We start from the raw sequence: 26,311 nt of genomic DNA, 5'->3' as shown, positions 1-26,311 counted from the left end.
CACGTACGTCAAACGGGCCAAGGGCGAACCCGGCCTGGGAAACAAGGCGCGCGTCAGCCGTCGCCACGGGTGGCCACAACGGCCCAGATGCGATGCGGGACGTCGATCACCTCACCGGGGAAACGGTCGCGCAGCACGCCGCCCAGGGCGTCGTCGAAGCGTTCCACATCGTCCGGCGCCAGGCTGGCGCCGACTCCGGCACTGGCCCGGATCCGGCCCCGCCACGCCTCGGGCGGGTACGGCACGGCCAGGTCGAAGGAGAAGGTCTCGATGCCGGTGAAGCCCGCGGTGGCCAGGTCGGTCAGCCAGCGCGGGTACAGGCCGGTGCCGCCGCCCATCGTCCAGGCCGGGTTGAAAGAGAGGATCAGCTCCTCGGTCGCCTCGACCACGTTGCCCGGCAGCGGCAGCCAGTCGAAGTGGGCGATGACCGCTCGCCCGCCGGGACGCAGCAGCCGCCGCACCTCGGCCGCGGCCTTCGGCGCGTCGAACCAGTGCCAGCACTGACCGGCCGCCACCACGTCGTACGCCCCGTCCGGCAGCCCCGTCGCCTCGGCCGTGCCCACCCGGTACTCGATCTCCACCCCAACCTCCCTGTCGAGCACCCGAGCCTGCTCAAGCAGCGGCGCTGCCGGATCCAGCCCGGTCACCCGGGCCCCGGCCCGCGCGAACAGCCGCGCCAGGGCGCCGGTACCGGTCCCGATGTCGAGCACGTCCTTGCCGGGGAAGGCGATGCCGTGCCGGTACAGGTGAGTGACGATCTGCGGCGGAAATCCGGCGCGGTGGCGGCCGTAGTCCTGCGCGGTGAGCCCGAAGTCAGGACGGAACGTGCTGGTCATGGCGGATCTCCTAGGAGCAGGCAGAACGGCCCAGCCTGCCATACCATGCCCGATGATCAACAAGGCCGCGGCCAGCCCGAACAACAGCCCCTGGTACTGCCGTACGACAGGGCCCACGAACCCGCGCTGAAGCGCTCAGTCCCAACGAGACACAGCGCACTTTTGCAAGCAGGCGCTTGCAATAGTTAGCAAGGTCGGTGCATGGTGGGGGCATGGCATCGCTCAACGTCGGGAACCTCGGCGAGTACCTCCGCGAGCAGCGGCGCAACGCGCAGCTGTCGTTGCGGCAGCTCGCGGAGGCCGCGGGCGTGTCGAACCCGTACCTCAGCCAGATCGAGCGGGGCCTGCGCAAGCCGAGCGCGGAGGTGTTGCAGCAGGTCGCGAAGGCGCTCAGGATCTCCGCCGAGACGTTGTACGTACGGGCGGGCATCCTCGACGCCGAGCGGGACCTCGATGAAGTGGAGACGCGGGGCGTGATCCTCGCCGACCCGACGCTGACCGAACCGCAGAAGCAGGCGCTGCTCCAGATCTACGAGTCGTTCCGCAAGGAGAACGGCTTCGAGGCGGGCCCAGCCAAAAGCCCGGCCAGAACACCGGGTGCTGACTTCGGCGCCGACAACCCCGTACAGAAAAAACCCGACAGCGACCCGCAGGGAGCGGCCGGCTGACCGGTCCAGGGGACCGGCCGCCCGACTGCGGATCAACCTCACCTCGGCCGATGCCGACGTACATGACGAACGCGAAACCGGGAGGAACACCCACCATGGCCATCACCGACGATCTGCGCAAGACCCTCAGCGACCCGACCCCCCTGTACTTCGCCGCCGGCGCCGCCGACCTCGCGCTCCAGGAGGTGAAGAAGGTCCCCGCGCTGGTGGAGCAGCTGCGTACGGAGGCCCCGGCGCGGTTCGAGGCCGTGCGGGAGAGCGACCCCAAGGCCCGCGCGAAGGAGGCCGGCGCGAAGGCGGGCGAGCGTGCCAAGGAGGCGCAGGAGACGCTTCAGACCAAGGTCGGCGAGTTCGTCACCGCGCTGGACGGCGACTTCAAGAAGCTCGGCACCACCCTCGACGCGGACCTCAAGCGCCTCGGCGAGTCCGCGCAGGACCTCGCGCTGCGGGGCGTCGGCGTGGCCGCGGAGTACGCGGTGAAGGCGCGCGAGACGTACGAGAAGGTCGCGGAGCATGGCGAGCAGGCCGTGAAGACGTGGCGCGGCGAGGCGGCCGAGGAGATCCAGGAGCTGGCGGTCGCGGTGGAGGTCCAGGAGGAGACCCCGGCGCCTGCCGCAGAAGCCGAGGCCCCCAAGGCCGCCGCCCCCGCGAAGAAGGCCCCCGCCAAGAAGACCACCACCCGCAAGACCGCCGCGAAGAAGACGGCCCCGGCAGCCGAGTAAAGCGGTACGACGGGCCGGGCACTCTCACGGAGCCCGGCCCGTTATGGGGGTAACGGACGGAAGGTTGCGGGTACGGTGACCGCGTAAGGGACGAGTAGTCGAACCGGGTGGTGGACGTTGTGCTGATGCAAGGATTCAGCAGTTTCATGGCTCTGCTGAGCCTGGCCCTGATGGTCTTCAGCGGCTTCGCGCTCTTCGACGCGGTGATCCGCCGTGAGGACGGCTACCGCGCGGTCAGCAAGCAGACGAAGCCGTTCTGGGTGATCATCCTGGGCCTGGCCTTCGTCGTGAACCTGATCTTCCCGATCCTGTCGTTCCTGCCGATCATCGGCCTGGTGGCGACGATCGTGTACATGGTCGACGTACGCCCCGCACTGCGGACCCTGCCGGGTGGCGGGAAGGGCGGCCGGGGCGGCAGGGGCGGTTCGAGCAGCGACGGCCCGTACGGCCCGTACAACGGTGGTAGGTAGCAGGTACTAGTACGACGGTACGAGGCGAGGGTCCCCTACTTGAGAGGGACCCCGCACCCCGTACGGGAGGGTTACTCCCCCTGCTCCAGCAGCAGCACAGCCACGTCGTCCGCCAGCTCGCCCCCGTTCATCTCCCGCACCTCCCGAACAGCGGCCCTCAACAGCCGCTCCCCCCGCGCCCCTTCCCCCCACAGCCGCCGCACCATCCCGACCATCCCGTCCTGCCCGAGCCGCTCCCCGCTCCCGTCCCCGACGCGCCCCTCGATCAACCCGTCGGTGTACATCAACAGGCTCCACGCGGCCCCGAGTTCGACCTCCATCCGAGGCCAGCTCCGCCACGGCAGCATCCCGATCGCGGGCCCGTTCTCGATGGACGGCAGCAACTCGGCGTGCCCGTCGCGCACGACCAGCGGCGCGGGGTGCCCGGCGAGACAGAGCCGCGCCCGCGACCCGTCGGCATCGATGTCGACGGTGCAGAGCGTCGCGAACAGCTCCTCGTCGTCCCGCTCGTGCTCCAGCACCTCCTGAAGCGTGCCCAGCAACTGGTCCCCGCACAGCCCGGCCAGCGTCAACGCCCGCCAGGCGATGCGAAGTTCGACCCCGAGCGCGGCCTCGTCGGGCCCGTGCCCGCAGACGTCCCCGATCATCGCGTGGACGATCCCGTCGGGGGTGCGGACGACGTCGTAGAAGTCACCGCCGAGCAGCGCGCGGGAGCGCCCCGGCCGGTACCGGGCGGCGAACCGCAGCGAGGCGCCGTCGAGCAGCGGCGTGGGCAGCAGCCCGCGCTCCAGCCGGGCGTTCTCCTGGGCCCGCAGCTTGCCTTCCGCGAGCCTGCGCTCGGCCGCGTCGGAACGTTTCCGCTCGACGGCGTACCGGATCGCGCGGCTCAGCAGCCGCCCGTCCAGCTCGTCCCGGAAGAGGTAGTCCTGCGCGCCGACGCGTACGGCCTCGGCGGCGCGGTCGGCGTCGCCGGAGGCGGTCAGCGCGAGGACGGCGTGCCGGGGCGCGAGGCGCAGGACGTGCCGGAGGACGGCGAGCTCGTCCTCGTTACCGTCCTCACCGGGGCCGGGGGCGGGCAGCGCGAGGTCGAGAAGGATGCAGTGGACGTCGTCCGTGAGCAGCCGCTCGGCCTCGGTGAGGTTGCGCGCGGCACGCACGCGGATGGGCTGCCCGGCGGAGTCACGCAGGTCCGGGACGAGGGGGGTCGCGGCGGGGTCGTCCTGGATGAGGAGAAGGGTGAGCGCGGCCGGGGTCAGCGCATCGACGGGTACGCCGATCGGACTCGCGGCCTCCGGGATGCCGGGTACGCCGATGAGGCTCGCGGAGTCGGGTATGCCAGGGGCGTCAGCGGTCACGCCGACGGCGTCGATGCTCACGCCGCTCGCGGAAGCGCCCCGCGTCTCGGCGGGCGCGCCGGCCTCCGGCGGACGGGACTCGGTCTCCGCCTGACCACACTCCACGGCCGGGATCGCTCTCTGCCGCGGTACGGGTACGGGCATGTCTAGGGTTCCTTCCCCTCCCCCCGAGGGCACGGCGGTGACGAGGGACTCGTCCCACCGAGCGGGACCCTAGCGGCAGAAAGCGCCGGAGCGGAATGGTGTACGCCACCCAGGTTGATCTCAAGTCAATGGCATATGCCGCGTTCCGTACCGCAGTTGGGCAGGGCGGGTGAGGTGCGGGAATGACGAACGTCACGTCTCGGCAGGGTTTCGGATCAAGCCCGCGTGGCGTGTGCCACGTAACCCGATTCACACCCCTACGCGTCCGGCCGCACCACCCCCAGGATCGGCATCGACCCCGCCCCCGCGACGGTCACCGTCCGCCCCGGCCGGGGCGCGTGGACCATGCGTCCCTCGCCGATGTACATCGCGATGTGGCTGGCGTCCGAGAAGTAGACGATCAGGTCGCCGGGCCGCATGTCGGCGATGTCGACGTGCCTGAGCTGCCGCCACTGCTCCTGCGAGGTCCGGGGTATCGCCTTCCCCGCCCCGGCCCACGCCTGCGAGGTGAGCCCGGAGCAGTCGTACGAGCCCGGCCCCTCGGCGCCCCATTCGTACGGCTTCCCCTGCTGCGCCAGCGCGTACGCGACGGCTTTGGCGCCCTGCGTGCTCGCACCGGCCGCGCTCCCGGCCACGACCTCCGTGTTCGCGTCGAGCCACTTCGTCTGCGCCTGCTGGGCCGCCTGCCGCTCCAGCTCGGCGAGGCGCGCCAGCTCCTCCTTCTGGAGTTCGGCCTCCAGCTTCTTCGCGGCGGCGATCTGCTGCTCGATCCGCTTCTGCGCGGCGGCCTTCGCCTTGCGGCCCGCCTCCAGCTTCTGCCACTGGACGGCGGCGTCCCGCGCGTACAGCTCCAGGTCCGCCTGGACCGTCGTCAACTGCGCGAGCAGGCCCTTGGTCGCCTTCTGCCCCTGGGCGACGCGGCCCGCGTCGTCGAGGAACTGGGAGGGGTCGTCGCTGAGGATCAGCTTCGCCTCGTCCGGCAGGCCCCCGCTGCGGTACTGCGCACGCGCCGCCGCCCCCGCGCGGTCCTTCAGTTTGGCGAGCTGCTCCCGGCCGTCGACGATCCGCTGGGCCAGCGCGACGAGCGTCGCGGACTGCTCCTTGGAGGCTTCCTCGGCGGCGTTGTACGCGTCCGTGGCGACGGCGGCGTCGTGGTACAGCGCGTCCAGGCGAGCGCGTACGGCCTGAAGGTCCTTGTTGGGCAAGGGAGTTACGGCCGCCGTCGGGCTCACGCTCGGCCCCGGATCCGGAGCCGCGAACGCCGTGGTCGCAGGCACGAGCACCGTCACCGCGCAGACGACACTCACGGCCGTAGCCACCAGGGCGCGCTTCCCCGTACCCATACCGCTTCCCCCAACTGATTAACCGTCAGTAACTTTGGACCCCGGTGGATCGTGTCACGCCCCGACCGAAAACGACAGGGTTTGTACGCCCTTGCCGCCACTCCCCCACCGCACGCTCCACCCTCCCCTCCCCACTTCCCGCACCGCCATGACACGCCCGATACCTGTGTGACGAACGGCGCACCGGAGGCGTTCCCGCAGCCGGTCACTCGATGGGGTGAACGAGCCGAGGGGCGGGAGCGAGGTCACCTCACCGAGGCGCCAACGCCCCCCACTCCACGGTCACTTCCCCCTGCCGCCACCGCCGTACCCCGTCCACGACGGGCCACACCCCCGCCAGATCCCGTACCGCCCTGATCCACCGCTGCCGCACCCCGTACGACGCGTACGGCGCGGCAGCCGCCCAGGCCCGGTCGAAGTCCCGCAGGAACGCGTGCACGGGCTCCCCCGGCACGTTCCGGTGGATCAGCGCCTTGGGCAGCCGCTCGGCGAGGTCGGACGGCCGCTCCAGCGACCCCAGCCGCGCGGCGAAGGTCACGGTCCGGGCCCCCTCAGGACCCAGCGCGACCCACACGTGCCGCCGCCCGACCTCGTCGCAGGTCCCCTCGACGAACAGCCCCTCGTCCGCGAGCCGCCCGCAGACCCGCTCCCACACGCCCGCGACGGCGTCCTCGTCGTACTGCCGCAGCACGTTCGCGGCCCGCACCAGCACGGGCCGCCCCTCGACCGGCACCTCGAACCCGCCGTGCCGGAACACGAGCCCCTCGCGCGCGTACGGCGCGGCGGCGGCCACGCGCGCGGGATCGATCTCGACGCCCACCACGCGCGCGCGAGGCGCGACCCCCCGCAGCCGGGTCAGCAACTCGACGGCGGTCCAGGGAGCGGCCCCGTACCCCAGATCGACGGCGACAGGATCCACGGCCCGCCGCAGCACAGCGCCGTGCGCATCGGCGATCCACCGGTCCATACGCCGCAGCCGATTGGGATTGGTGGTCCCGCGCGTGACGGTTCCGACGGGACGGGGGCTCATGGTTACGAGGGTAGGCGCAGGGGTCGAGTGGCCGTTGCCCGAGACGTCCCGCACGGTTGAGACGTAAAGGTAATGATTCGGAAAAGTATCCGCCCCGGGAATTCGCCTCACCCCCTCCGCTGTTGCCCCCTTGGAAGGCGCGCCAGCCTCCCTCTGTCATGCCCGCAGCACCGCCAGCAAGGAGGAAACGCCACGTGAGCCAGTACGTCAGCCGGCTCGGGCGTCGCTCCCCGGCCACGACCCCGCGGCTGCGCCTCCCGCAGCGCAGGCCGCGCCGGATCGCGATGCTCTCCGTGCACACGTCGCCCTTGCACCAGCCCGGCACCGGGGACGCCGGCGGGATGAACGTCTACATCGTCGAGCTGGCCCAGCGCCTCGCGGCGATCAACATCGAGGTGGAGATCTTCACGAGGGCTACCACGGGTGGCCTACCTCCCACGGTGGACCTTGCCCCCGGGGTACTAGTACGTCATGTGGATGCTGGTCCTTATGAGGGACTCAACAAGGAGGACCTCCCCGCCCAGCTCTGCGCCTTCACGCACGGCGTGATGCAGGCGTGGGCGGGCCACCGGCCGGGGTACTACGACCTGGTCCACTCCCACTACTGGCTCTCAGGTCATGTCGGCTGGCTCGCTGCCCAGCGCTGGGGCGCCCCCCTGGTCCACGCGATGCACACCATGGCGAAGGTCAAGAACGCGAACCTCGCCGACGGCGACACCCCCGAACCGGCGGCACGTGTCATCGGCGAGACCCAGATCGTCGACGCGGCCGACCGGCTGATCGCCAACACCGCTGAAGAAGCGGCGGAGTTGGTGCACCACTACCACGCCGACCCGGCGAAGGTCGCGGTCGTCCACCCCGGCGTCAACCTGGACCGCTTCACGCCGGGCGACGGCCGAGCCGCGGCCCGCGCACGCCTCGGCCTCCCCCCGGACGCCCTGATCCCGCTGTTCGCGGGCCGCATCCAGCCCCTGAAAGCGCCGGACATCCTGCTGAAGGCCGTCGCCGAACTCCTGGACGCCCGCCCCGAGTTGCGCACCCGCATCGTCGTACCGATCGTCGGCGGCCCCAGCGGCAGCGGCCTCGCGAAGCCGGAGGGCCTCCAGAAACTCGCCGCGCGCCTCGGCATCGCGGACGTCGTCCGCTTCCGACCCCCCGTCGGCCAGGCGCAGTTGGCGGACTGGTTCCGCGCGGCGTCGGTGCTGGTCGTCCCGTCGTACAGCGAGTCCTTCGGCCTCGTCGCGATAGAGGCGCAGGCGACGGGTACGCCGATCCTGGCGGCGTCCGTCGGCGGCCTCCCGGTCGCCGTCCGCGACGGCGAGACCGGCTTCCTCGTCGACGGCCACGACCCCGCCCGCTACGCCCGCGTCCTCGAACGCTTCGCGGACGCACCGGAGTTGGCGACCCGCATGGGCCACGCCGCCGCCGCCCACGCGCAGCGCTTCGGCTGGGACACGGCCGCCGCCGCCACGGCCGACGTCTACGCCGCCGCCGTCCAGCACGTACGCTCGCACCATGGCTGACCAGCATGAGGTGATCGAAACAGCCCTCCGGGACGCGGGCGTCTCCTGGGAGTCCCCGGAGCCGGGCACGTACGTCGCCGAACTCCCCGGCACCCGCAAGCTGAAGACGACGGTCTCCCTGCGCCTCGGCCGCCACTCCCTCTCGCTGAACGCGTTCGTGATCCGCCACCCCGACGAGAACGAACCGGCCGTCCACCGCTGGCTCCTAGAACGCAACTTGAAGCTGTACGGCATGAGTTACGCGGTCGACGGGCTGGGGGACATCTATGTCACGGCCCGTCTGCCGCTGTCCACGATCACGCCGGACGACATCGACCGCCTCCTGGGCCAGACCCTCGAAGCGGCCGACGGCGCGTTCAACATCCTGCTGGAGCTGGGTTTCGCCTCGGCGATCCGCAAGGAGTACGCATGGCGGGTGTCACGCGGCGAGTCGACCCGCAACCTCGACGCGTTCAGCCACCTGACGAAACCCGGCTGAGCCTCTCAACTACCTTGATGTGGACGGCAGTTCACACATGCACCTCGAACTCGTCCGGGCCGAACGGCGAGCCCGGGTACACGTACGGATAGTCGATCCCCATCGCCGCGAACTCCAGCACCCGGCGGCGTTCCCGCTGGCGCCGCAGGTTGTACGCGGCCTTCGCCTTCTCCTGGAGGTCCGCCCGCAGGCGGAGGATCTCGGCGGCTTCCTCTTTGGACGGCGAGAGCCAGGGCCGTGACCAGGGGCTTTCGGGGATGACGGGCTCGGGGGCCGGGGCGGGGTGCACGGCGGCCCTACGGCGTTGGCCCGTCCCGGGGAGGACGAGGGAGAGTAGGGTGCGCAGGCAGCTGAAAAGGGCGTGCGCGATAGAATGGCGCATGGCGACAGGTTCCTTACGAAGTGGTTGTCGTCACGGCCCCATCAGCGGAGTGCTGGTAACACTCCGGGCTCTGGTGGGGCCACTCTTGTCTTGTTGCGTATCACGCTAGCACCAAGATTCGCTCCGCAAAGCGAAAACGCCAGATCTTCTTGAGCAAGACCCGCTGAACTGCGGTCAGTTGCCGATACGTGAGGGTCACTCCACTTCACTAAGGCAGATGTTGAATCGGCGACGGTCGCGTAAGGCGCAAGGACGAGGACTTCACCGACGACCGGTGGGACGTGACGCACCTCGGCGATCAGACCATCGCCGAGGTATTCCACATCACTCACCCCGACCACCTCGGTGACGTCTACCGGGTGACGGCGGAACAGGCGGCCAAGCTCGCGCCGCTCACGAGTACTACTTGGAGCCGACCTCCGACTGACCCCGCTCACAACTCCCGCGCGTCCAGCACGTCGTACCCGATGAACTCGAACATGCTGACGCCGCTTGCCAGTTGACGGTTCTCGCCCCGGTACCGATGCGCTCCCACCCCATGCTCGACCTCCGGCCCGGACACCCACACCGGCTCGAACTCCCGCTCCTCCAGCCACTGTTGAAGCGGCGTACCGAAGTGCCGCGTACGGGTCCACACGAGCGTGCCGCCGGTTCGGCAGAGTGCCGTGCAGTGGTCGATGATGCGCTTCATGTCGGTGCGTACGACATTCCCGAGCAAGCCGCAGACCATGACGATGTCGGCGGGCGCGAAGTCGACGTAGTGATCGGTGAGGGACGCGTCCCCGGTGACGACCTCGACCTGATCGAGTCCCGCCTCCGCCGCCAACTCCCGGGCGAACTCGGTATTACGGGCGTCCAGTTCGACAAGTCGAGCCGTCACATCCTTCCGCCTCGGATGCTCGGCCAACACCTCGATCAGATCCCGCCCCTGCCCCGCACACAGACTCACCACCCTCAACTCCCCTTCCGGGGCGGCGTCCAGGGCCTCGCGAATGCGTTCCTTCACCAGGGCGAGGCGACTTGAGAGGTAGGAGTCGGGGTTGTCGTACGCGTCATGCCAGGTAAGCCAGTCCATGGGCCCAGAACTTACGTCTGCCGATCTTCACCGGCACCCGATTAAGGCACCCGCTCCGGCTCCCGCCCGACGGCGTCGTCCGAAGCCGCTTCCTCCTCCGACCCGAACCAGGCCACAGCCACCGCCCCCGAAACGGCCAGAACGAACCCGATCACCGCGAGCCACCCGAACCCGGGCCGGGAGGCATCGCCCAGCCACCAGACGCCGATCATGCCGGGGAGCACGGTCTCGCCGACGACGAGCGCGGCCGTAGCACCGTTCACCGAGCCGATCTGGAGCGCGACGGTGTGCAGGTACATGCCGCCGATCCCGGCGACGAGGATGGCGTACAGAGCGGGATCACCAAGCAGCGCGCCCAGATCAAACGGATCAACCCCGTTCAACACCCGCACGCCCACCCCAAGCGCCCCGAACCCGAGCCCGGAGAGCAGCCCGGCGAGGATCGCGGCGCGCGCCCCGAGCAGCCGAACGAGCACAGTCCCGCCCACGATCAGCAGCACGGAGATCGCGAGGAGCCACCAGTGCGTACTGATCGGCGTATGCCCACTACCCTCGGGCCCGGCCGCGCTAGCGAGCAGCACCAGCGCCGAACAAACAACGGCGATGGACGTCCACTCCGCCCGCGTCAGCCGAATCCCCAGCATCTTGACGCTGAGCACGGCCGTAATAACAAGATTCGCGCTAATAACGGTCTGCGACAAAAACAACGGCAACAGCCGAGCGGCCAACGCCCCGAGCCCGAACCCGACAAAGTCCAGCACCGTCCCGACAATAAACTCCCAGGTCATGGCGGCCTGAGCGGTGGACGAAAGACTGGGCCCACCATGCGCGGTAACTTGCCCGCCAGCCTCAACTTGCCGCCGAGCCGACTTCCGCGACCCAACGGCTTGCAACACGGAGCCCGTGCCATAACAAATCGAGGCCACGACGGCAGTCAGCAGTCCTACGAGCACCGGGCACTCCGTTCCAGGGGGGTGGCTGTTCCCCCTGCCAGACGTGGGATCGGCCGTCGGCGTTGCGTGGGGCGAGTCAGTGTTCATACGCTCCGGACGCGCGAACCGTCGTCCCGGCAAACCCGAACATGCTGGTACCGCCTCGGGCTCCCGCCTCCTGCTCGTTCAAAAGAGAAACGAGACACAGCCCCGGTCCACCTCGGAGGGGTGGGCCGGGGCTGTGTCGGAGGTCAGTTCCAGCTGCCGGTGAGGGCGAGGGAGGTGGGGTTGGCGGGGGTGGCGGGGGGTGTGTCGGCGGGTTCCCAGGTGCCGTCGGTGTGGCGGAGGGTGTGGGTGATCCGGCCGTCGCGGATGATCGCGGTGTGGAATTCGTTGTCGACGGTGGTCGCGTCGATGGCGGTGACGGGTCCGGTGCCCAGGACGGTGAGGGTGCCGAACGTGGTCCAGGTGCCGTCGGCGATCCGGGCGACGTGGCGGACGGTGCCGGTGGGTTCGACGAGGACGGCCTGGAGATCGGCGGTGCTGGTCCCGGAGAACGCCATCGCGCGGACGGTGGCGGGGGAGCCGGAGATCTTCGTGATCTCGCCCCAGGTGCCCCAGGTCCCGTCAGTGTTGCGGACCGTGTGGTAGGCCTTGCCGCTGTTGGCGATGACACCGACGTGGGTGGTGTCGCCGACCTTCGTGACGGTGATGTCGGTGGGGTTGGCGAGGGTGCCGACCGCGGCGGTGACGTCGCCCCACTTCGACCATGTGCCGGAGGCGTCGCGCACGGCGTGGTGGACGCGGCTGCCGGTGATCGCGACGAGGCCGAGGGTGGAGCCGGTGGAGGTCACGGAGATCTTCTTCAGGCCCGCGAGCGCGCCGAGTTCACCGGCCAGGGAGCGGAAGGCCACCCAGGTGCCGTTGGGGTTGCGCTTCGTCTCGTAGACGACACCGTCCGCGCCGAGAGCGAGCACGGTGTTCGTACCGCTGACGGCCGCGTCGGACGCCTGGGCGATGTCCCCGATACCGCCGGCCGCCCGTTCGACGTCGCCGAACGCCGACCAGTCCCAGTTGCTGTCGCGCACCGTGTGGAAGAGGTCCTTGTCCGCGACGGTGACCATCTGCAGACGCCACGGGGTCAGCGTCGAGGCGGTGGACTGCTTCACCCAGGCGGCGAGGTCGTCGACACGGGTGGCCAGCGCGTCGGTACGGGTCTCGGTGACACCGAGGCAGCCGCCCTGCCAGGACGCGGTCGTCACCGCCGCGAGTTCGGGCAGGCCGTCCTTCTCCCGGAAGACCGGCGCGCCGGTGTCGCCCTTGCAGACGGGGGTGCCGTCGATCTGGAGTTCGGTGGCGTCGGCCCGGTTGACGGTGAACGTGCCCGAGCGCAGCGTGCCCGGCACCCAGGTGTCCTTGGTCCGGCCGTACCCGGTGCCCTTGAGCTGCTCGCCGGCCGTCGGCGCGGTCGCACCGACCCGCAGCGGGGTGACACCGCGTACGGGGGTGGCGAGCCTGGCCAGCACCAGGTCACGGTCCGCGTGCGGGACCAGTTCCACGACGTCCCTGACCTGGCCGGCCGTGGTGGTGAGGTCGGTACGGCCGACGGTCGCGGTCGTCTTCCACTTCGGCGCACCCGCGGCGACCGTGAAACCCGCCGCGGGATCCGCGGCGAAACAACTGCTCGCGGTGAGAATCCACTGCGCGTTGACCAGGGTGCCGGTGCAGGAACGGAACGTGTCACCGATCGCGAGCTTCGCGGTGAACGCGTACGACGTGCCGGTTGCCGTTGTCCCGTCCAGTGCCTGAGCAGGTGGGACGGCAAGAGCGGAAAGTGCAAGGGCACCAGTGACGGCGGTGACCGTGACACGAGCGCGTATGCCCTCGTACAGGTCACTCGCGGGGTGGCGGAGACGTCTTGATCGTCCGGTCGGATTCAGGTCGCGTGAAATCATCAAAGGTTCCTTGCCGCAGAAGAAGTCGGTTCTGTGGAGACGGGCATGGGTCAACCAGTCACACGAAGTTCGACAAGGACCGACCGGGCTCCCCCGACCGTTCCTTCACCTACGGAAGTCCAGCCGCCCTGTTCGACGCTGACCGATGTGGTCTCGCCGTTGGCGGTGAGGCTGGCGCGAACCGGACGGTCCGCAGCCTCGATACCGAAGACCCGGGGAAGCTCCAGCGTGAGCCAGCCAGTCGTACCAAGAGCACGGAAGCAGTAAAGCCCTTCGCGACCCGTCACGGTGTCCTCGACCGTGTAGACACGAATCTGCTGGGCTGCCTGGTCACAGTCGGCCAGGAGGATACGGCCGTCGCCCCTCTTCAGGGTGATTCCTTTTTCGGTGAGGATCCGATCGGCGCCGGGATAACCGTAGTCCTCGATAGCGGTTGGCGGCTTTGGATTCGCCGGCGGATCGTCAGCCGATGCGACAGAGATCCCTGCCAACGTGACGCACGCAACAAGAAATCCAGAGAAGAAGAACGTACGGACACGCGAAGACATGAAAGCCCCCCTGAAGAAATAGCCCCCCACCGCCTGCAATATTCCGAACAGGCAGGATGTCACAGGCAAAGCGAACCCATAGCGTAGGCATACCGAAGGTCAAAGTCAACGTTAAATTTTTGCCCCATTAAGTCCGACATGAACCAAAACACGCCGGTAAGTAATCCCTTACACGGCGAGTATTGATGGATAGACTTACCAGCCGCCCGATCAGCGACTCGAATTCGCGAGCCGCCAACCAAAAAATGAGAAGGGTGGCCAATGAAGCGAAGAACTTACCTATCGGATAGCGCCGGAAAACCAACACGCGTGATACGCCGGACGACGCTGACCCTCCTGCCATTGATCCTTACTGTCGGCCTACTGGGTGCGTCACCCGTCACTGCGGCTACTGGAGGCACGGGGGAGAGCCTCCAAGTTTCCGCCCAGACAACCGTTCTAAACGCCGATCGTGAAACAGTCGTCGACTACTGGCGGGCTGGCGGGCCTGGCGTAAAAGCAGCTGCCGAGGCTGCTCTGACCGGCAGCGACGCGGATGTCGAAGCCTTCCTCGCGGCAGTTGACGCTCTCTCCTTCCAGGATCAACGGGTGACCGCCGCACAACTTGCGAGCGTTGGTGGCCCCGAACTACTCACCGCTGCCCGCAATGCGCTGGGAGGCACTCGGGAGCAACTGGAGATCTTCATCAGCTGGGGCTGGGAAGCCCCGCTGGAACAGGACAGCCGTGTCCGGGTCGCCCAGATCATCGACTCTTCGGGACCGATGGTGCAGGAGGCAGGCCGAGCCGCGCTCACCGGCACGTCCGAGGACGTTCGGAAGTTCCTCGCAGAAGGTCAGTACGTCCAGCAACAGCAGGACGAGCGGGTCCAAGTGGCCCAGATCATCAGCGTAGGTGGCACTAACGTGCGGGCGGCCGGACGTATCGCCTTGAGCGGAAGTGCCGCCGATATCCGGGAGTTCCTGGAGGTCGGCCAGTTCGTGGCCCGAGCCAAGGACCAGGAACACGCCACTGTCTCCGAACTGGCCGCGCAAGCTGCCGCAGCCGGACGGCAGGCCGCCGCCCGGACCACCGCCGCTCAGGCCGAGTCCACCAAGGCCGTCAAGGCCGCCGAGCTCGCCAAGGAAGCGGCGCTGGAGGCCGAGGCCGAGGCCAGGGCCGCCAAGGGCGACACGGACAGGGCTGCCGCCGCTGCCAAACGAGCTGCCACCGCCGCTTCACAAGCCGCCGGCGCCGCACAGAGAGCGATCGACTCGGCCGCCGCCGCAAGCAGTTCTGCCAAGGTCGCGGCCAACGCCGCGTCGCAGGCAGCAGCCGCAGCGGCCGGTGCGTCCCAGGCCGCCTCGCGTGCCCGCAACGCAGCCGCCGACGCAGCCGTGGACGCGAAGAACGCGTCTGCCGCCCGGCAGGCCGCGACGGACGCGCTCAACGCGGCCAAGGGCGCCGACCTGGCCGCAGACGCCGCCGACCAAGCAGCGAAGGCCGCCGATGCCGCAGGCGCCGCTGCCCGCTCTGCCATAGGCGCGAGCACCAACGCCGACGCCGCAGCCAACGCTGCCAACGAGGCCGGCAACTATGCCGGCCAGTCGAGCGCTGCAGCCGCTGAGGCACGCGCAGCCGCTGCAGCAGCCAAACGGCACGCTGAAGAAGCCAACCGCGCGGCAACTGCAGCCGAGTCCCTCGCGGCCAAAGCGGCCACTGCTGCACGTGAAGCCCGTGACGCTGCCCGGTCCGCAGCAACTCACGCACGCAACGCCGGCAACGCGGCCAACGAAGCCGCCGAGCACGCAGGCGACGCCGCGACAGCCGCAGCCAAGTCCACCGAGCACGCGAACGCCGCAACAGCCGCGGCAAACGCGGCCACCGCTGCCGTGAGCAAGGCTCAGCAGATCTTCACCCTCGCACGCGAGGTCGAGACCGAAGAACTGCTCGGCCGGACCAACGCCGGACTCGAACGAGCCCGCGACGACAAGGCGGAGGCAGACGCCCAGGCCACCGCGCAGGCCGAGCAGAATCAAGTGGCCCAAGCCCAGCAGATCGAACGCGACCGCCTCGTCGCCAAGGCCGCCGAGCAGGGAGCCGACCCAGCCGTCGTCGCCTCGGAAGGCCGCACCCTGGCCGTTCAGGTGATGAAGAACGGCACCGCATGGGGACGCGCCGCCGCAGAAGCCGCCCTCGGCGGTCCCGACGACGTCGTCATCGACTACCTGCGCAACGGCTGGCCGAACGCGCAGCAGCAGGACGACCGTTCCTACGTCGAGCGCCTTGCCGAGGAAAGCGACAACCAGGCCGTCCGGGACGCGGCCGAGACCGCTCTCGACGGGGACGCCTCGGCTGTTACGGCGTTCATCCAGAGCGGCCAGTACCAGGCCGCCGCCGAAGGCATGCGTGTCACCATCGCGCAGGTCCTCTCCGATGCCGGTCCCATCCTCACCGAGACCGGCCGTACGGCTCTGGCCTCCGGCGACCCCAAGAAGTACAGCGAGTTCCTGGTCACGACGCAGTACACCGCCCGTACCCAGGACGAGCGCGTCAGAGCCGCGCAGCTGATCGACAGTGGCGGTCCCGAGGTCAGAGCGGCAGCCCGGATCGCACTGGAAGGTTCTGCCCAGGCACTGCACGCGTTCATCGCCTCGGGTCAATACACGGCTCAGCGCAAGGACCACCTGGCCGCCACGCACGTGGCACAGGTGCAGAAACTGATCGCCGACGCGGCGAAGATCGCGGCAACCGCCACGCAGAACGCCGCGACCGCGCAGAAGGTTGCCGCCACCGCTCGAAAAGCCGCCGCCGAAGCGTCGGAATGGGCCACCCGGGCAAGCGAAGCCGCCACCAAGGCGCAGGGGTACGCCCAGCAGGCGGACCAATACGCCAAGGCTGCCGAGACCTCCGCGGCACAGGCCGCCGCCTCCGCCCGGACAGCGAGGGACGCCGCCAACCGCGCGAACGTCTCCGCAGCTGACGCGGCCCGCTCCGCCACCGACGCCACCCTCTCGTCCGAGACTGCCCAGGCCGCCGCCTCCACCGCTGCCTACCACGCCACCGAGGCTCGGAAGTCCGCCGACGCCGCCGGCCAGGACGCAGCCGAGGCGCTCAAGGCAGCCACCGAGGCGTTCACCGTCGCGGTCACCAAGCAGCGCGAGGAGGAAGAGGCACGGCGGAAGGCCGCCGTCACGGCCAAGGAGAAAGAGAAAAACGACAACGGCCGCCGCGCTGCCGAGCTGTATCGCTGCGGGCAAAGCCTCGTCCCCTGCGACCCGCAGAAACTCGCCCGCTGGTGCCAGCACGAAGAGACCCTCTGCGACATCGTCGCCCACAGCAAAGAGTTCGCCGACGCGATGGATCAGCTCCTCAACGCCGAGCTCTCGATCCTGGGTCTCACCGACCTGGAGGTCTGCCTCCGCAAGAAGGACATCGACAACTGCAAGGGGCTCATGACGGATGCGCTCATTGCTGGCAAGTACAAATGGCTTGAGAAAATCCTCGACGAGCTGAAGCTCCTCAAACGCGGCTGCAAGATCCTCGGTAAGACTCCCGGGCTGACACTCTCGCAGGTCGAGTCCACTACGGCCATCGCCGCTTCGGCGGGATCACCGTGCGGCGAGCATAAAGTTCCGGGATTGCCCAAAAGCGTGAACGAAATCCCCGGCTCTTCTGGTTGCGAGATATGTGCTGAACAGATTCGCAAAAGCCTCGGCGGGGGAACAATATTCACGATAAAGCCCACGATGAGTCCATTCCTTCCGCCCTACCGAGGAAAAGAGGCGGGATGGTATATGCATGTCGTAGTGGTGTACAACGGTAAGGTCTACGATGCATGGACAGGTAGAGGCGGCGAGAGTATCGCCGAGTATAAATCACGATGGGAATGGACCGACGTGATCGACTTCGGATTCTAGGGAAGGCATGAACGACAAGGAACTCATCCAGGCCCTTCACGACAGGCCAGGCGTTTTCGGTCTGAACGGCTATTACTACCCGACGACCATGCTCCTCCAAGGATTCGACCTAGCCAGATCCGGCGGGCTGCTCTACGGATTCAGGGAGTGGCTGATCGTACGCCGCAACGAGTGCAGCAGCCTCCAATGGCACCTACTTGTCATCCAGGAAGCGCTCCCCGGAGTCGATGTCGGAGGCTGGAAAGAACCGGATCACTTCACTCCGAACGAGAACCGGCAGATAGTCGATCGGCTATTCTCGCTCATCCTGGAATTCTTGGAGATCAGGAAGGACGAACGTAAGCTAGGGCGCGTATACGCACAGTACGAAGCCATCTATAAAAAGGCTCTAGGTTAGCCAAGCGACACGGTTGCCCGGGGTAGCTAGCTTCCCGGGCAACCCAGTGCGAGTCTTGCCATAAGGCGCCAGCAGGACGTCAAAGCGGTCGATTTCATCGGCCTTGTTCAGCACCGTGGCCGGGTGGCAGCGATCTGACAGCAGCACGAGCCGCGAGTGCTTCCTCCTCTTCAGGGGGTGGGTCGTGGCTGCTCCCCCTACCCGACGGAGCATCGGCCGTCGGCGTTGCGTGGTCCCCGACGCCGGTTCAGCAGACCCCTCGTCCACCCTCCACGAGCTAGAACCACACGTCCTTCCCCGTAGGCGCCGGCGCCCCGTGAATCCGCGTCCCCCACGAGTCGGTAAGACTGTCGAGCAGGAACAACCCCCGCCCACCCTCACAAAAATCCACCACGTCGGGCATCGCCAGCACACACGGCAGATCGTCCCGCACGAACACTGTGACCCCCTTCTCGGTCACGGCCGCTCTGACGTACACGAGCCGCGTCCTGGTGTGCCGGTACACGTTGGTCACGACCTCGCTCATGCACAGCCGCGCGGAGTCGACGAGGGTCTCGTGCCCGGTCGTACGGAGGAGGGCGGCGAGCTGGTCGCGGAGGAGGGCGGCAGCGAAGGCGCCGTTGGCGGAGATGAGGCGGACGGTCAGGGGGGTGGAGGACGAGGACATGGTGGGGTCTCCCAACGCGGGCGTCCGTTGCGTGAGAAGCACCGTAGGGGGCAGTTATGCCACGTGGCAATCCTTCACTAAAGGTTGACGCAACAGGGTGGAACCATGGGACCGTGAGCGACACACGCGAAACAGGCAAAGGGGAAGGGACTCATGCCGCCCAGGGACAACCCGACCGTGCGTCAGGCACGTCTCGGTGCTGAGCTGCGAAAACTGCGCGAGAAGGCAGGCATGGCCTCACGTCAGGCCGCCGGGATGCTGTCCGTCGACCAGGCCAAGATCAGTCACCTGGAAGCGGGGCGCATCGGGGTCAGCGAGGAGCGGATCCGGCGGCTGGCGTCCTTCTACGAGTGCGACGACGAACTCCTGATCGAAGCACTCTGCGCCATCGCCCGCGAGCACCGGGGGCAGTTCTGGTGGGACGAGTACCGAGGCATTCTTGCCCCGGGTTTCCTGGACATCGCAGAGCTGGAACACCACTCGACCAGGCTCCGTACGTTGCAGACCATCACCCTCCCCGGCCTGCTCCAGACCGAGAACTACGCCCGCGCGCTGTTCTCCGCGTCCCTGGTGAAACGACCCGCCGACGAGATCGAAACGCGCATCGAGCACCGGCTCAGGCGTGCCGCGATCCTTGACCGGGACGACCCGCCACCGTTCACCGCGATCATCCACGAAGCTGCTCTCCGTATGCGATACGGCGGCCGAAAGGTGGTCCGGGAACAGCTCGAACACCTCGTGGAGGCGTCCCACCGCCCCTCACTCGTCGTGCGCGTCATCCCGTTCACGTGCGAGGAGTTCATCGAGGTCACGCAGCCCGTCGTATACGCGTACGGGGTCGTTCCGCAGTTGGATACAGTCCAGATCGACAGCCCGTTCGGAGGCCGCTACCTGGACTCGGAGGCCGACCTCAAGAGGTACGCGAAGCTGCTCGACCTCGCCGAGCGCGAATCGCTCAGCCCGGAGGAGTCACGGCAGCTCATCCACCACATCGCACGAGAACTGTGAGACGCACCAGCATGAGCGCATCCATCCAGTGGCAGAAGTCGTCGTTCTCCGGAGACGGAGGGGAAGCCTGCGTCGAGGTCGCCCACCACGACGGCCACATCCTGATGCGCGAGAGCGACAACCCCACCGAAGTCATCACCACCACCCCCACCAAACTCGCCGCCTTCCTCGCAGGCGCCAAGGCCGGCGAGTTCGACCACTTCCTGAACTGACCCACCCCTCGCGCTGATCCCGCACCCTACCCTGGACATGGGACCAGCCCCCGAGCCGCGATGCGAAGGAGCCGACCATGAGCACCGCTGCAAGCCCACCTCCGTACAAGCCCGAAGAGCCCCGTCACCCGCTACGGACGATCCGGGAGATCCGGGAGTCGCTGCCCGCGCAGCAGGTCGCCCACTTCGACGCCGAACTCGCCGACACCGACCTCGACGCCCTCCCTGACATGCTTCACCGCTGGGCAACCCTCGGAAACGACGGCTTCCTGGACCGATTGATCTCGACCCCCTTCGAGGGCCTGGAATTCGGCGGACGCTCCTACGACGACGCGGCGGGCGGCGAGTGATCTACCTGCTCGACACGAACGTCGTCACCGAACTCACCACGCGACAGCGGCCCGCCCCCGCAGTGGTTGCCTGGGCACGCTCGGCCCCGTCCCCCGCACTCCACCTCAGCGTCATCACCGTCGCGGAGATCGAGGCAGGCGTCGCGGCAACCCCGGACCCCGTCCGTAGATCCGCCTTCCAACAGGCCCTCGACGGCATCCGCCACGAGTACCGCGACCGGATCACCCCCGTCGGAGAGACGGAAGCACTCGCCTACCTCACCCTCCACAAGCACCTCAAAACCACCGGCACCACCATCGACCCACCCGACGCCCTGATCGCCGCCACGGCCCTGGCGAACCACTGGATCCTGGTCAGCCGAAACACCAAACACCTGACCCGGACGGGCGTACTGCTGCTGAACCCTTGGGAATACGGCGGGTAGGTCACCCACTCGCCAGTTCGACCTGCTCCAGCGTCCCGCCATGCAGGTGTGCGGCTGACATGCTGAGCGACATGCCGAACCTGAACGAACACCCCACGACAGCAGAGGACTTGCTCCCCCTGGCACTGACGTCGTACGGACACTTCACCTCCATGCGCGTCGACGCCGATCGCCGCATTCGCGGACTGTCCCTGCACATGGAACGACTCGTCCGCGACAGCCGGATCGTGTTCGACGCACCCGTGGACACCGGTCACGTCCGCGAGCTGGTCAGCAAGGCTCTGGACGGAAGGGACAGACCCTGTGTCGTCCGCGTCACGCACTTCGATCCGGCGGTGGACATGGGACACCCGAAGGAAGCTGTACAGCCTCAGATCAGCGCAACGCCCCATGTCCGGAGTCTGGCAGAGCCTGTGCGGGGCAGCGGGCCGACTGGGGCACTGCTGACGAGAGCTGAGGAGTCCCATCTACCGAGCCCTCAGCTTGGGAAGCTTGGGTCTCCAGGTGACAGCTACAGGTCCTGACCTGCGGTGGAGCGGTGTTGGAGTCCGGGTCCCACATGGGGTGAGTCCCCGCCGTTCCCCGTGGATCCCCGCAAGATGTGGCACGTGAATGGCGCAGCCCTACCGTCGAACTGCCTGGGATTGAGACCGGCCTTGGGGCGGTGGCAATCCGTTGCCAGCGCCAGCGGTCGCTCTTCCGCCGGACGGGAACGTGCGTGCTGAACCCAAGGGAGCGCGTAGATGCGCATCTACGGTCACCAGTTACAGGCTGGAGCGAATTGAGGCGAAACGCACGCAGGGACCGTGCACTCGGGCTATTCTGTCCATCCCCCTCTCGTCTTAGGGATGTCTGATGCGACCGATCGCGAACGTGAAGGTATTCGGGCTCTTTGGATACGTCAATCATGACGTCGATTTCAGCACGGAACCCCCCATTACGATTATTTCAGGCCCAAATGGAGCCGGGAAGACTTACTTTCTGCGGATTCTACACGGCTTGATGACCCTGGACCTGAACACGCTGGCCTCCGTTGAATTCGATAACATCGAGGTGACGTTCCGCGATAAATGGGTTATTGGCATCCGTCAAGTCAGGAGCGCGATCCGGGTTTCAGAGTTTGAGCTGTACGGCAAAAGGCCGCTTGCGCGTAAATGGCAAAGTCTTAATTTCCCGTATCGGGAAGAAGAGCAGGCAATGGAAGACACCCCAGATTATTGGACGCGCCTTCCGGACGGCAGCTGGTACGACACTCGATTTGATCGTACGATTTCTCTAGCGCAAGCAAAGAGAATGGGCCTCTCTGTAACACCTCCCACCCTCGCGCAAGTTGAAGGAACTTGGGCAGAGGATCTATTCAAAGATGCGCGGGCAATTCTTGTTGACACGCAGCGTCTAGATGCCGCACCAAGCAATGCGAGGAATCAAGCCCGAGCTGTCCGACAGACAAAGCCTGGTGCTACTGCTACAAAAATTCTCTTGTATATCAACCAGGTTACTGCCCAGCTTTCAGATGCTCGCCGTAAGTCGCTCGATGTTTCGCTATCTGCAGACCAGACTTTTGCCGAGCGAGTTATGCAGAAAGCGCGAACAACCATCAAAGAGCGGGAACTAAAGGAGCGGTATGAAAGAATCGCTGATCAGCATGCCGAGTTGCATGCCAGCGGTATGAGTGTCCGTGCAGTCGACGTGCGCTTCCCTGAAGGACGCCCGACGCCGACGGAGAGGCGTATTCTGAACGTCTTCCTCGATGACTGGGAGCGCAAGCTAAAGCCTCTTCTGCCAATCCATGAAAAACTGAGCTCACTGAGGAGAATTGTCGAAACAAAATTCGTCGGCAAAGAGATTTTTCTTAGCCCGAAGGGGCAAATCAGGTTCCGGTCAAAGGCTAGCGGAAAGACTCTCAGCGTCCACTCGCTTTCTTCGGGAGAGCAGCACCTCCTTGCTGTGTTTACGATGCTCCTGTTCTCGGCCGAAAAGGGCTCACTTGTGTTGATTGATGAGCCTGAAATCTCCATGCACGCGGCATGGAAGCATGACTTCCTCAAAGATATTGAGGAAGTTGCTAGGATCTCTAATCTGCAGATTGTTATTGCGACCCATTCCAGTGCAATCGTCCACGGAAACTGGAATCTGGTTCAAGAGTTCCAGCTTCCTGATCTTGAGGAAGAGGATCGCAGACAGGACGATAGTGACGATGACCTCGACGAGGAGGTCTAGGGTGGGCGATCTGAAATCAATGCGGGAGCTGGATTGCGTTGCTGACCGCATCAGGCTTAATCGCCAAAACGATAAACGACCGGTCGTAATTCTAGAAGGACCGTCAGATCGGCGTATCCTTGAACGCGCTTTTCGCGATCAAGCCGTCTCGTACTTTGTGACCGGCACGCGTAATGTGGCTTTGGAGGCTGCCGCACAGCTCGCCGATTGGAAACAAGAGTACTTCACCTGTATTGTGGACAGAGATTTCGACGATGTAGTAAAAGGAGAAATGTCAAAAAACGCTTCAATTCATCCGTATGAAAACGCGGACCTGGAAGCGATGCTGTTGGTATCCAAGACCGGGATCGACCTGATATCCGAGCTGGGTAGCTCCGGAAAGATCGAGAAACATGGTGGCGAAGCTGTTGTCGTCTCGAAGCTGCTGGAAATTGTTGCTCCAGTAACTCGGCTGAGACGGGCTAGCTTTGAAAATGATTGGCGACTGGCGTTTGATGAGGTGGACCTGGCTGCAAAAATTGAAAAGAAGGACATGAAGTTCAAGCTGCAGTCCTACTGTCTTTCCCTGCATCGAGAGTCGCCGAAATCGCCTGGCCCCGCTACGCTGGAGAATTATGCTGTGGGCGCGATTCAGCCAAGACAGGAACCGAGTTGCCCTCGCGGTTCCTCGCCCTATTTTCGTGGTCGAGACTTCCTTGCAGTCCTTAGAGGTTGTCTCACGTGGTGAGTTTCGCGAGCTTCTTGTAGCAGGTCAGGGCGGCTGCGAGGCCGAGGAAGGCGAGGAAGTGCGATCCCTTCCGCTCGTATCGCACGGTGAGGCGGCGGTAGCCGAGCAGCCAGGCGATGGACCGTTCGATCTTCCAGCGGTGCCGGCCGAGTCGCTCGCCGGACTCGATGCCCGGACGTGCGATGCGCGGGACCAGGCCCCGTTCACGGAGCCAGGCCAGGTGGTCGGCGGAGAAGTACGCCTTGTCCGCGCGGATCTTGACGGGACGTCGTCTTCGTGGTCCGCGCCGCGAGCGGACGGCGGGTATCGCCCGGATCAGCGGCTTGAACGCCTGGCTGTCGTGGAGGTTCGCGCCGGACACCGCGAGGGCGAGCGGGATGCCCTGGGCGTCGGACAGGACGTGCAGTTTGCTGCCCTTCTTGCCGCGGTCGACCGGGTTCGGCCCGGTCAGTGATCCCCCCTTTTCGCACGGACGGAGGCCGCGTCGATGATCGCCGAGGTCCAGTCCAGCTCACCCCTGGCGCCGAGTCGGTCGAGCACGGCCCGGTGCAGCCGGCGCCACAGGCCGGCTTCGGTCCAGGCCGTGAACCGGCGGTGCGCTGTCGCCGGGGACGTACCGAACGTCGGCGGCAGGTGCCGCCAGGCACACCCGCTGGTCAGTACGTACACCACCGCCGTGAACACGGCCCGCTCATCACGCGGAGCGGTCCCGCCTCCCTGCGGTCGAGCGACGAACGACGGCAGCAACGGGGCGACCAGCTCCCAGAGTTCATCAGGAACCAGCCGCTTCGACAGATCGGCAGTCACGACCGACATCATGCCGCACGAACATCACGCCACATGAGACAACCTCTTAGTGTTGCCTTGTGTGCGTTTTGCGGTTCGAAGAGGGCGCAGAGCGTGCTGCCCGATAGCCTGGAGCAGACCTTGCGCCTTGCTGGGGCTGACGAACTAAGAACCACCCAATGGGGGGCGGAGCTCTTGTCTCTATTGCGGCGCGGAGCAAGTTACTGAACCTCTTTCATCCTGTACCGGCCGGGTGAAATGGGCTGGTCAGGTGGGGTGACGTGGCGAAGCCCCTCGTCGTTGGTGTGGTGATCTCACTCAACACGCCGACGGCCGGGGGGTTTCGTTGGTTCCGTATCCTTCCATGCTCGATGTCCCGCACGAGCTAGTCGAGCATGTCTCCTGGCTCATCTACACCCGAAGGCGTGAACTTCGCTCGCCGTGGCGGAAGCTGAGCTGCTTCAAGCAAGCTCTGCTGGCACTGGCACACCTGCGGAAGAACGAGACGTTTGCACAGGTCGGCGCCGGGTTCGGGCTGTCGGAGGCGACAGCCTGGCGCTACGTCGACGAGACACTCGACGTCCTGGCCTCCTGGGCGCCGGGCCTCCACGAGGCCCTGGTGGGCATAGGCGAAGGAGACTTCCTCATCGTCGACGGGACGCTCATCCCGACCGACCACATCAAGGCGGACGAGCCGTACTACTTGCAGAAACACAAACAGCACGGCATGAACGTCCAGGTCATCGCACGACCGGACGGCACCCCGCTGTAGTTCTCCCGCGCGACACCCGGCCGCACCCACGACCTCACCGCGGCCCGCGCCCACGGCATCGTCCAAGCCTGCCTCACCCGGCAAATCCTCGTCCTCGCCGACCGCGCCTACCAGGGTGCCGGCGCCACCGTCCGCACCCCCTACTACCACCACGAACAACCCGCCCACTACCCAGGGCTCGATCAAGTTCCGTGAGTGTCCGGGGTGTTGGTGATGCCCAGGATGGCGAGTGCTCGTTCGGGTTCGTGGCGGATGGCGCGGGTGGTCTTGGCGATGTTGTCGGCTCCGAGGATCTTCAGGGTGCCGATGGCGAGGTTGCGGATGGTGGCCATGGCGCGGGGCGTGGTGCCGGCGTGAATGGTCGAGGCGTCCTCGGCGAACGTGACGTCTCGGATGTAGTGGGAGGAATTTTCGATTCCCCAGTGCCCGCGAATGGCGGTGGCGAGGTCGGCGGGGCGGGTTTGGTGGGCGGCGAGGCTGGTGACCGCGTAGACGTTCTCGCGGGTTTCGGGCCGACCGGTGGGCTTGCGGCGGCGGTGGACCCGGATGGCGAGGTGGGCGTGGGGGAAAGCGATGCCGCCGAGGTTGTCGGCGATGGCGCAGGTCTTGATCGAGCGGGACTCGCGGCGGCCGTGGGCGGTGGCGGAGGTGGTGTGCTGGACCTTGATCGACGTCCAGGGCAGGGCGGCGAGCTGGGCGTAGGCGGTGGGCTGGTTGGTCTTGATGACGGCGATGTAGTGGGCCTTCTTCGTCTCGGCCAGCCAGGTGATGTTGGCCTTCACCGAGTGGAGGGCATCGAAGGTGACGACGGTGCCGGCGAGGTCGAGTGGCGCCAGCAGGGGCTTGAAGTGGCGCACTTCGTTGGTCTTCGCACCGACCTCGACCTGGGCAATCGTGGCGACGCGGTCGTGGGTGACCGCCGAGAGCAGGTGACGGCGCGGCGCGGCCAGGCGGGCTGAGCCCCTGAGGGCCTTGCCGTCCACGGCGATGACCTGCCGCGATCGGGCCTCGGGCACTTCCGCGGACGCGGTGATGCGGTGCCGGTCGGCCAGGTAGGCGCCCACAGCCTGGTCCAGGGCGTCGCCGTCAAGTGCCGAAAGAACGCGTCCGAGAGTGACCGGCCTGGGGCTGCGCCGCCAGCCGAGCAGGTGACGGCGTACCCCGAGGGATGCCAGCAGCGAGTTCGTGGCCCGCTCGCCGAACTCGGCGAGCTCGTCGATGCTCTTCGCTCCGCAGACGGCCGCGCAGGCACACACCAGCAAGATCGCCGTCAGCGAGTACCACCGGCCCCGGCGCGAGCGCGGATCCGGAACCGATTCGAGGTAGGGACGCAGGTCAGCGATCCGGTCCGCATCCAGCGGACCCAGCTTCTCCAGCACGGCAGGGATA

The 26,311-nt window shown here is 66.9% G+C and carries 27 protein-coding genes and 1 pseudogene; 16 read left to right on the top strand and 12 right to left on the bottom strand.

Going from position 1 to position 26,311, the window contains the following annotated elements:
- Nucleotides 1-53: 53 nt before the first annotated feature.
- On the bottom strand, nt 54-836 hold the full coding sequence (locus J8M50_RS05275; RefSeq protein WP_010351135.1) for a class I SAM-dependent methyltransferase: 783 nt from the start codon (nt 834-836) through the stop codon (nt 54-56).
- Between the two features lie 212 nt (nt 837-1,048).
- Between J8M50_RS05275 and J8M50_RS05270 the strand changes: the two genes are divergently transcribed.
- The 3 genes from J8M50_RS05270 to J8M50_RS05260 all read left to right on the top strand — a co-directional run bounded on the left by J8M50_RS05270 (nt 1,049) and on the right by J8M50_RS05260 (nt 2,696).
- Nucleotides 1,049-1,504 carry a helix-turn-helix domain-containing protein gene (locus J8M50_RS05270; protein ID WP_010351134.1) on the top strand — a complete coding sequence of 152 codons (456 nt, stop codon included), beginning with the start codon at nt 1,049-1,051 and terminating at the stop codon, nt 1,502-1,504.
- Between the two features lie 95 nt (nt 1,505-1,599).
- On the top strand, nt 1,600-2,226 hold the full coding sequence (locus tag J8M50_RS05265; protein ID WP_010351132.1) for a hypothetical protein: 627 nt from the start codon (nt 1,600-1,602) through the stop codon (nt 2,224-2,226).
- Between the two features lie 125 nt (nt 2,227-2,351).
- Nucleotides 2,352-2,696, top strand: a complete 345-nt coding sequence (locus J8M50_RS05260; protein WP_040835507.1) for a DUF2516 family protein — start codon at nt 2,352-2,354, stop codon at nt 2,694-2,696.
- Between the two features lie 71 nt (nt 2,697-2,767).
- On the opposite strand, the gene J8M50_RS05255 is transcribed toward J8M50_RS05260, so the two are convergent.
- The 3 genes from J8M50_RS05255 to J8M50_RS05245 form a co-directional block, all read right to left on the bottom strand.
- Nucleotides 2,768-4,195, bottom strand: coding sequence for a PP2C family protein-serine/threonine phosphatase (locus tag J8M50_RS05255; protein WP_010351130.1), 1,428 nt, complete (start codon nt 4,193-4,195; stop codon nt 2,768-2,770).
- Between the two features lie 257 nt (nt 4,196-4,452).
- The gene (locus J8M50_RS05250) at nt 4,453-5,538 is read right to left on the bottom strand and encodes a C40 family peptidase (RefSeq protein WP_010351129.1); all 1,086 of its coding nucleotides are present in this window, start codon (nt 5,536-5,538) and stop codon (nt 4,453-4,455) included.
- A gap of 250 nt (nt 5,539-5,788) precedes the next feature.
- On the bottom strand, nt 5,789-6,568 hold the full coding sequence (locus J8M50_RS05245; protein WP_029183481.1) for a hypothetical protein: 780 nt from the start codon (nt 6,566-6,568) through the stop codon (nt 5,789-5,791).
- Between the two features lie 194 nt (nt 6,569-6,762).
- On the opposite strand from J8M50_RS05245, the gene mshA reads away from it, so the two are divergent.
- Nucleotides 6,763-8,091 (top strand): D-inositol-3-phosphate glycosyltransferase, encoded by a 1,329-nt coding sequence (gene mshA / locus J8M50_RS05240; RefSeq protein WP_010351127.1) that lies wholly within the window; start codon nt 6,763-6,765, stop codon nt 8,089-8,091.
- Nucleotides 8,084-8,569 carry a type III secretion system chaperone family protein gene (locus tag J8M50_RS05235; protein WP_010351126.1) on the top strand — a complete coding sequence of 162 codons (486 nt, stop codon included), beginning with the start codon at nt 8,084-8,086 and terminating at the stop codon, nt 8,567-8,569. Before mshA ends, J8M50_RS05235 begins: the two co-directional genes overlap by 8 nt.
- A 31-nt stretch (nt 8,570-8,600) precedes the next feature.
- On the opposite strand, the gene J8M50_RS05230 is transcribed toward J8M50_RS05235, so the two are convergent.
- Nucleotides 8,601-8,951: a hypothetical protein gene (locus tag J8M50_RS05230; RefSeq protein WP_029183480.1), complete on the bottom strand. Its 351-nt coding sequence runs from the start codon at nt 8,949-8,951 to the stop codon at nt 8,601-8,603.
- A gap of 224 nt (nt 8,952-9,175) precedes the next feature.
- Between J8M50_RS05230 and J8M50_RS50380 the strand changes: the two genes are divergently transcribed.
- Nucleotides 9,176-9,454, top strand: coding sequence for a DUF7683 domain-containing protein (locus J8M50_RS50380; protein WP_422397586.1), 279 nt, complete (start codon nt 9,176-9,178; stop codon nt 9,452-9,454).
- Here the strand turns inward: J8M50_RS50380 and J8M50_RS05225 are convergent.
- The 4 genes from J8M50_RS05225 to J8M50_RS05210 all read right to left on the bottom strand — a co-directional run bounded on the left by J8M50_RS05225 (nt 9,385) and on the right by J8M50_RS05210 (nt 13,461).
- Nucleotides 9,385-10,026, bottom strand: coding sequence for a methyltransferase domain-containing protein (locus tag J8M50_RS05225; protein WP_010351124.1), 642 nt, complete (start codon nt 10,024-10,026; stop codon nt 9,385-9,387). The two genes, J8M50_RS50380 and J8M50_RS05225, sit on opposite strands and share 70 nt — an antisense overlap.
- Nucleotides 10,027-10,067: 41 nt before the next feature.
- Nucleotides 10,068-10,979 carry a DMT family protein gene (locus tag J8M50_RS05220; protein ID WP_029183479.1) on the bottom strand — a complete coding sequence of 304 codons (912 nt, stop codon included), beginning with the start codon at nt 10,977-10,979 and terminating at the stop codon, nt 10,068-10,070.
- Between the two features lie 230 nt (nt 10,980-11,209).
- The gene (locus J8M50_RS05215; protein ID WP_010351122.1) at nt 11,210-12,913 is read right to left on the bottom strand and encodes a S1 family peptidase; all 1,704 of its coding nucleotides are present in this window, start codon (nt 12,911-12,913) and stop codon (nt 11,210-11,212) included.
- Nucleotides 12,914-12,963: 50 nt separating this feature from the next.
- Nucleotides 12,964-13,461 carry a hypothetical protein gene (locus tag J8M50_RS05210; protein WP_075661484.1) on the bottom strand — a complete coding sequence of 166 codons (498 nt, stop codon included), beginning with the start codon at nt 13,459-13,461 and terminating at the stop codon, nt 12,964-12,966.
- Between the two features lie 261 nt (nt 13,462-13,722).
- Between J8M50_RS05210 and J8M50_RS05205 the strand changes: the two genes are divergently transcribed.
- Nucleotides 13,723-17,358 carry an ALF repeat-containing protein gene (locus J8M50_RS05205; RefSeq protein ID WP_078480478.1) on the top strand — a complete coding sequence of 1,212 codons (3,636 nt, stop codon included), beginning with the start codon at nt 13,723-13,725 and terminating at the stop codon, nt 17,356-17,358.
- Between the two features lie 7 nt (nt 17,359-17,365).
- Entirely contained in the window at nt 17,366-17,755 is a 390-nt protein-coding gene (locus J8M50_RS05200) for a hypothetical protein (protein WP_010351120.1), read from the top strand.
- A gap of 277 nt (nt 17,756-18,032) precedes the next feature.
- Here the strand turns inward: J8M50_RS05200 and J8M50_RS05195 are convergent, their stop codons facing one another.
- Nucleotides 18,033-18,422: an ATP-binding protein gene (locus J8M50_RS05195; RefSeq protein WP_010351119.1), complete on the bottom strand. Its 390-nt coding sequence runs from the start codon at nt 18,420-18,422 to the stop codon at nt 18,033-18,035.
- Nucleotides 18,423-18,575: 153 nt separating this feature from the next.
- On the opposite strand from J8M50_RS05195, the gene J8M50_RS05190 reads away from it, so the two are divergent.
- The 7 genes from J8M50_RS05190 to J8M50_RS05160 all read left to right on the top strand — a co-directional run bounded on the left by J8M50_RS05190 (nt 18,576) and on the right by J8M50_RS05160 (nt 23,364).
- Nucleotides 18,576-19,430, top strand: a complete 855-nt coding sequence (locus J8M50_RS05190) for a helix-turn-helix domain-containing protein (RefSeq protein WP_029183478.1) — start codon at nt 18,576-18,578, stop codon at nt 19,428-19,430.
- 11 nt (nt 19,431-19,441) lie between these two features.
- Nucleotides 19,442-19,642, top strand: coding sequence for a DUF397 domain-containing protein (locus tag J8M50_RS05185; protein ID WP_010351117.1), 201 nt, complete (start codon nt 19,442-19,444; stop codon nt 19,640-19,642).
- Between the two features lie 77 nt (nt 19,643-19,719).
- A complete protein-coding gene (locus tag J8M50_RS05180; protein ID WP_010351116.1) occupies nt 19,720-19,992 on the top strand; it encodes a hypothetical protein in 273 nt (90 codons plus the stop codon).
- Nucleotides 19,989-20,417, top strand: a complete 429-nt coding sequence (locus J8M50_RS05175; protein ID WP_010351115.1) for a type II toxin-antitoxin system VapC family toxin — start codon at nt 19,989-19,991, stop codon at nt 20,415-20,417. Before J8M50_RS05180 ends, J8M50_RS05175 begins: the two co-directional genes overlap by 4 nt.
- A 71-nt stretch (nt 20,418-20,488) precedes the next feature.
- Nucleotides 20,489-20,941 (top strand): aminotransferase class IV, encoded by a 453-nt coding sequence (locus J8M50_RS05170; protein WP_141655539.1) that lies wholly within the window; start codon nt 20,489-20,491, stop codon nt 20,939-20,941.
- A gap of 331 nt (nt 20,942-21,272) precedes the next feature.
- Entirely contained in the window at nt 21,273-22,637 is a 1,365-nt protein-coding gene (locus J8M50_RS05165; RefSeq protein WP_078480476.1) for an ATP-binding protein, read from the top strand.
- Nucleotide 22,638: 1 nt separating this feature from the next.
- Nucleotides 22,639-23,364: a DUF4435 domain-containing protein gene (locus J8M50_RS05160; RefSeq protein ID WP_141655538.1), complete on the top strand. Its 726-nt coding sequence runs from the start codon at nt 22,639-22,641 to the stop codon at nt 23,362-23,364.
- Here J8M50_RS05160 and J8M50_RS05155 read toward each other — a convergent pair.
- Nucleotides 23,354-24,180, bottom strand: a protein-coding gene (locus J8M50_RS05155) for an IS5 family transposase (RefSeq protein WP_370516800.1) whose coding sequence is annotated in 2 segments (ribosomal slippage) — nt 23,354-23,821 and nt 23,824-24,180 — 825 coding nt in all. Because the reading frame shifts where the segments join, the coding sequence is not laid out codon by codon here. The two genes, J8M50_RS05160 and J8M50_RS05155, sit on opposite strands and share 11 nt — an antisense overlap.
- Nucleotides 24,181-24,455: 275 nt before the next feature.
- Here J8M50_RS05155 and J8M50_RS05150 point away from each other — a divergent pair.
- Nucleotides 24,456-25,108: pseudogene (locus tag J8M50_RS05150) on the top strand (transposase family protein); the annotation flags it as partial.
- On the opposite strand, the gene J8M50_RS05145 reads toward J8M50_RS05150, so the two are convergent.
- A complete protein-coding gene (locus J8M50_RS05145) occupies nt 25,105-26,301 on the bottom strand; it encodes an ISAs1 family transposase (protein WP_079187963.1) in 1,197 nt (398 codons plus the stop codon). The pseudogene J8M50_RS05150 and the gene J8M50_RS05145 sit on opposite strands and share 4 nt — an antisense overlap.
- Nucleotides 26,302-26,311 lie beyond the last annotated feature (10 nt).

Source organism: Streptomyces acidiscabies (genome assembly GCF_020010905.1).
GTDB classification, from domain to species: domain Bacteria; phylum Actinomycetota; class Actinomycetes; order Streptomycetales; family Streptomycetaceae; genus Streptomyces; species Streptomyces acidiscabies.
Note: the sequence above shows the minus strand (reverse complement) of the source record. Positions and strands in the feature narration are given on the sequence as shown.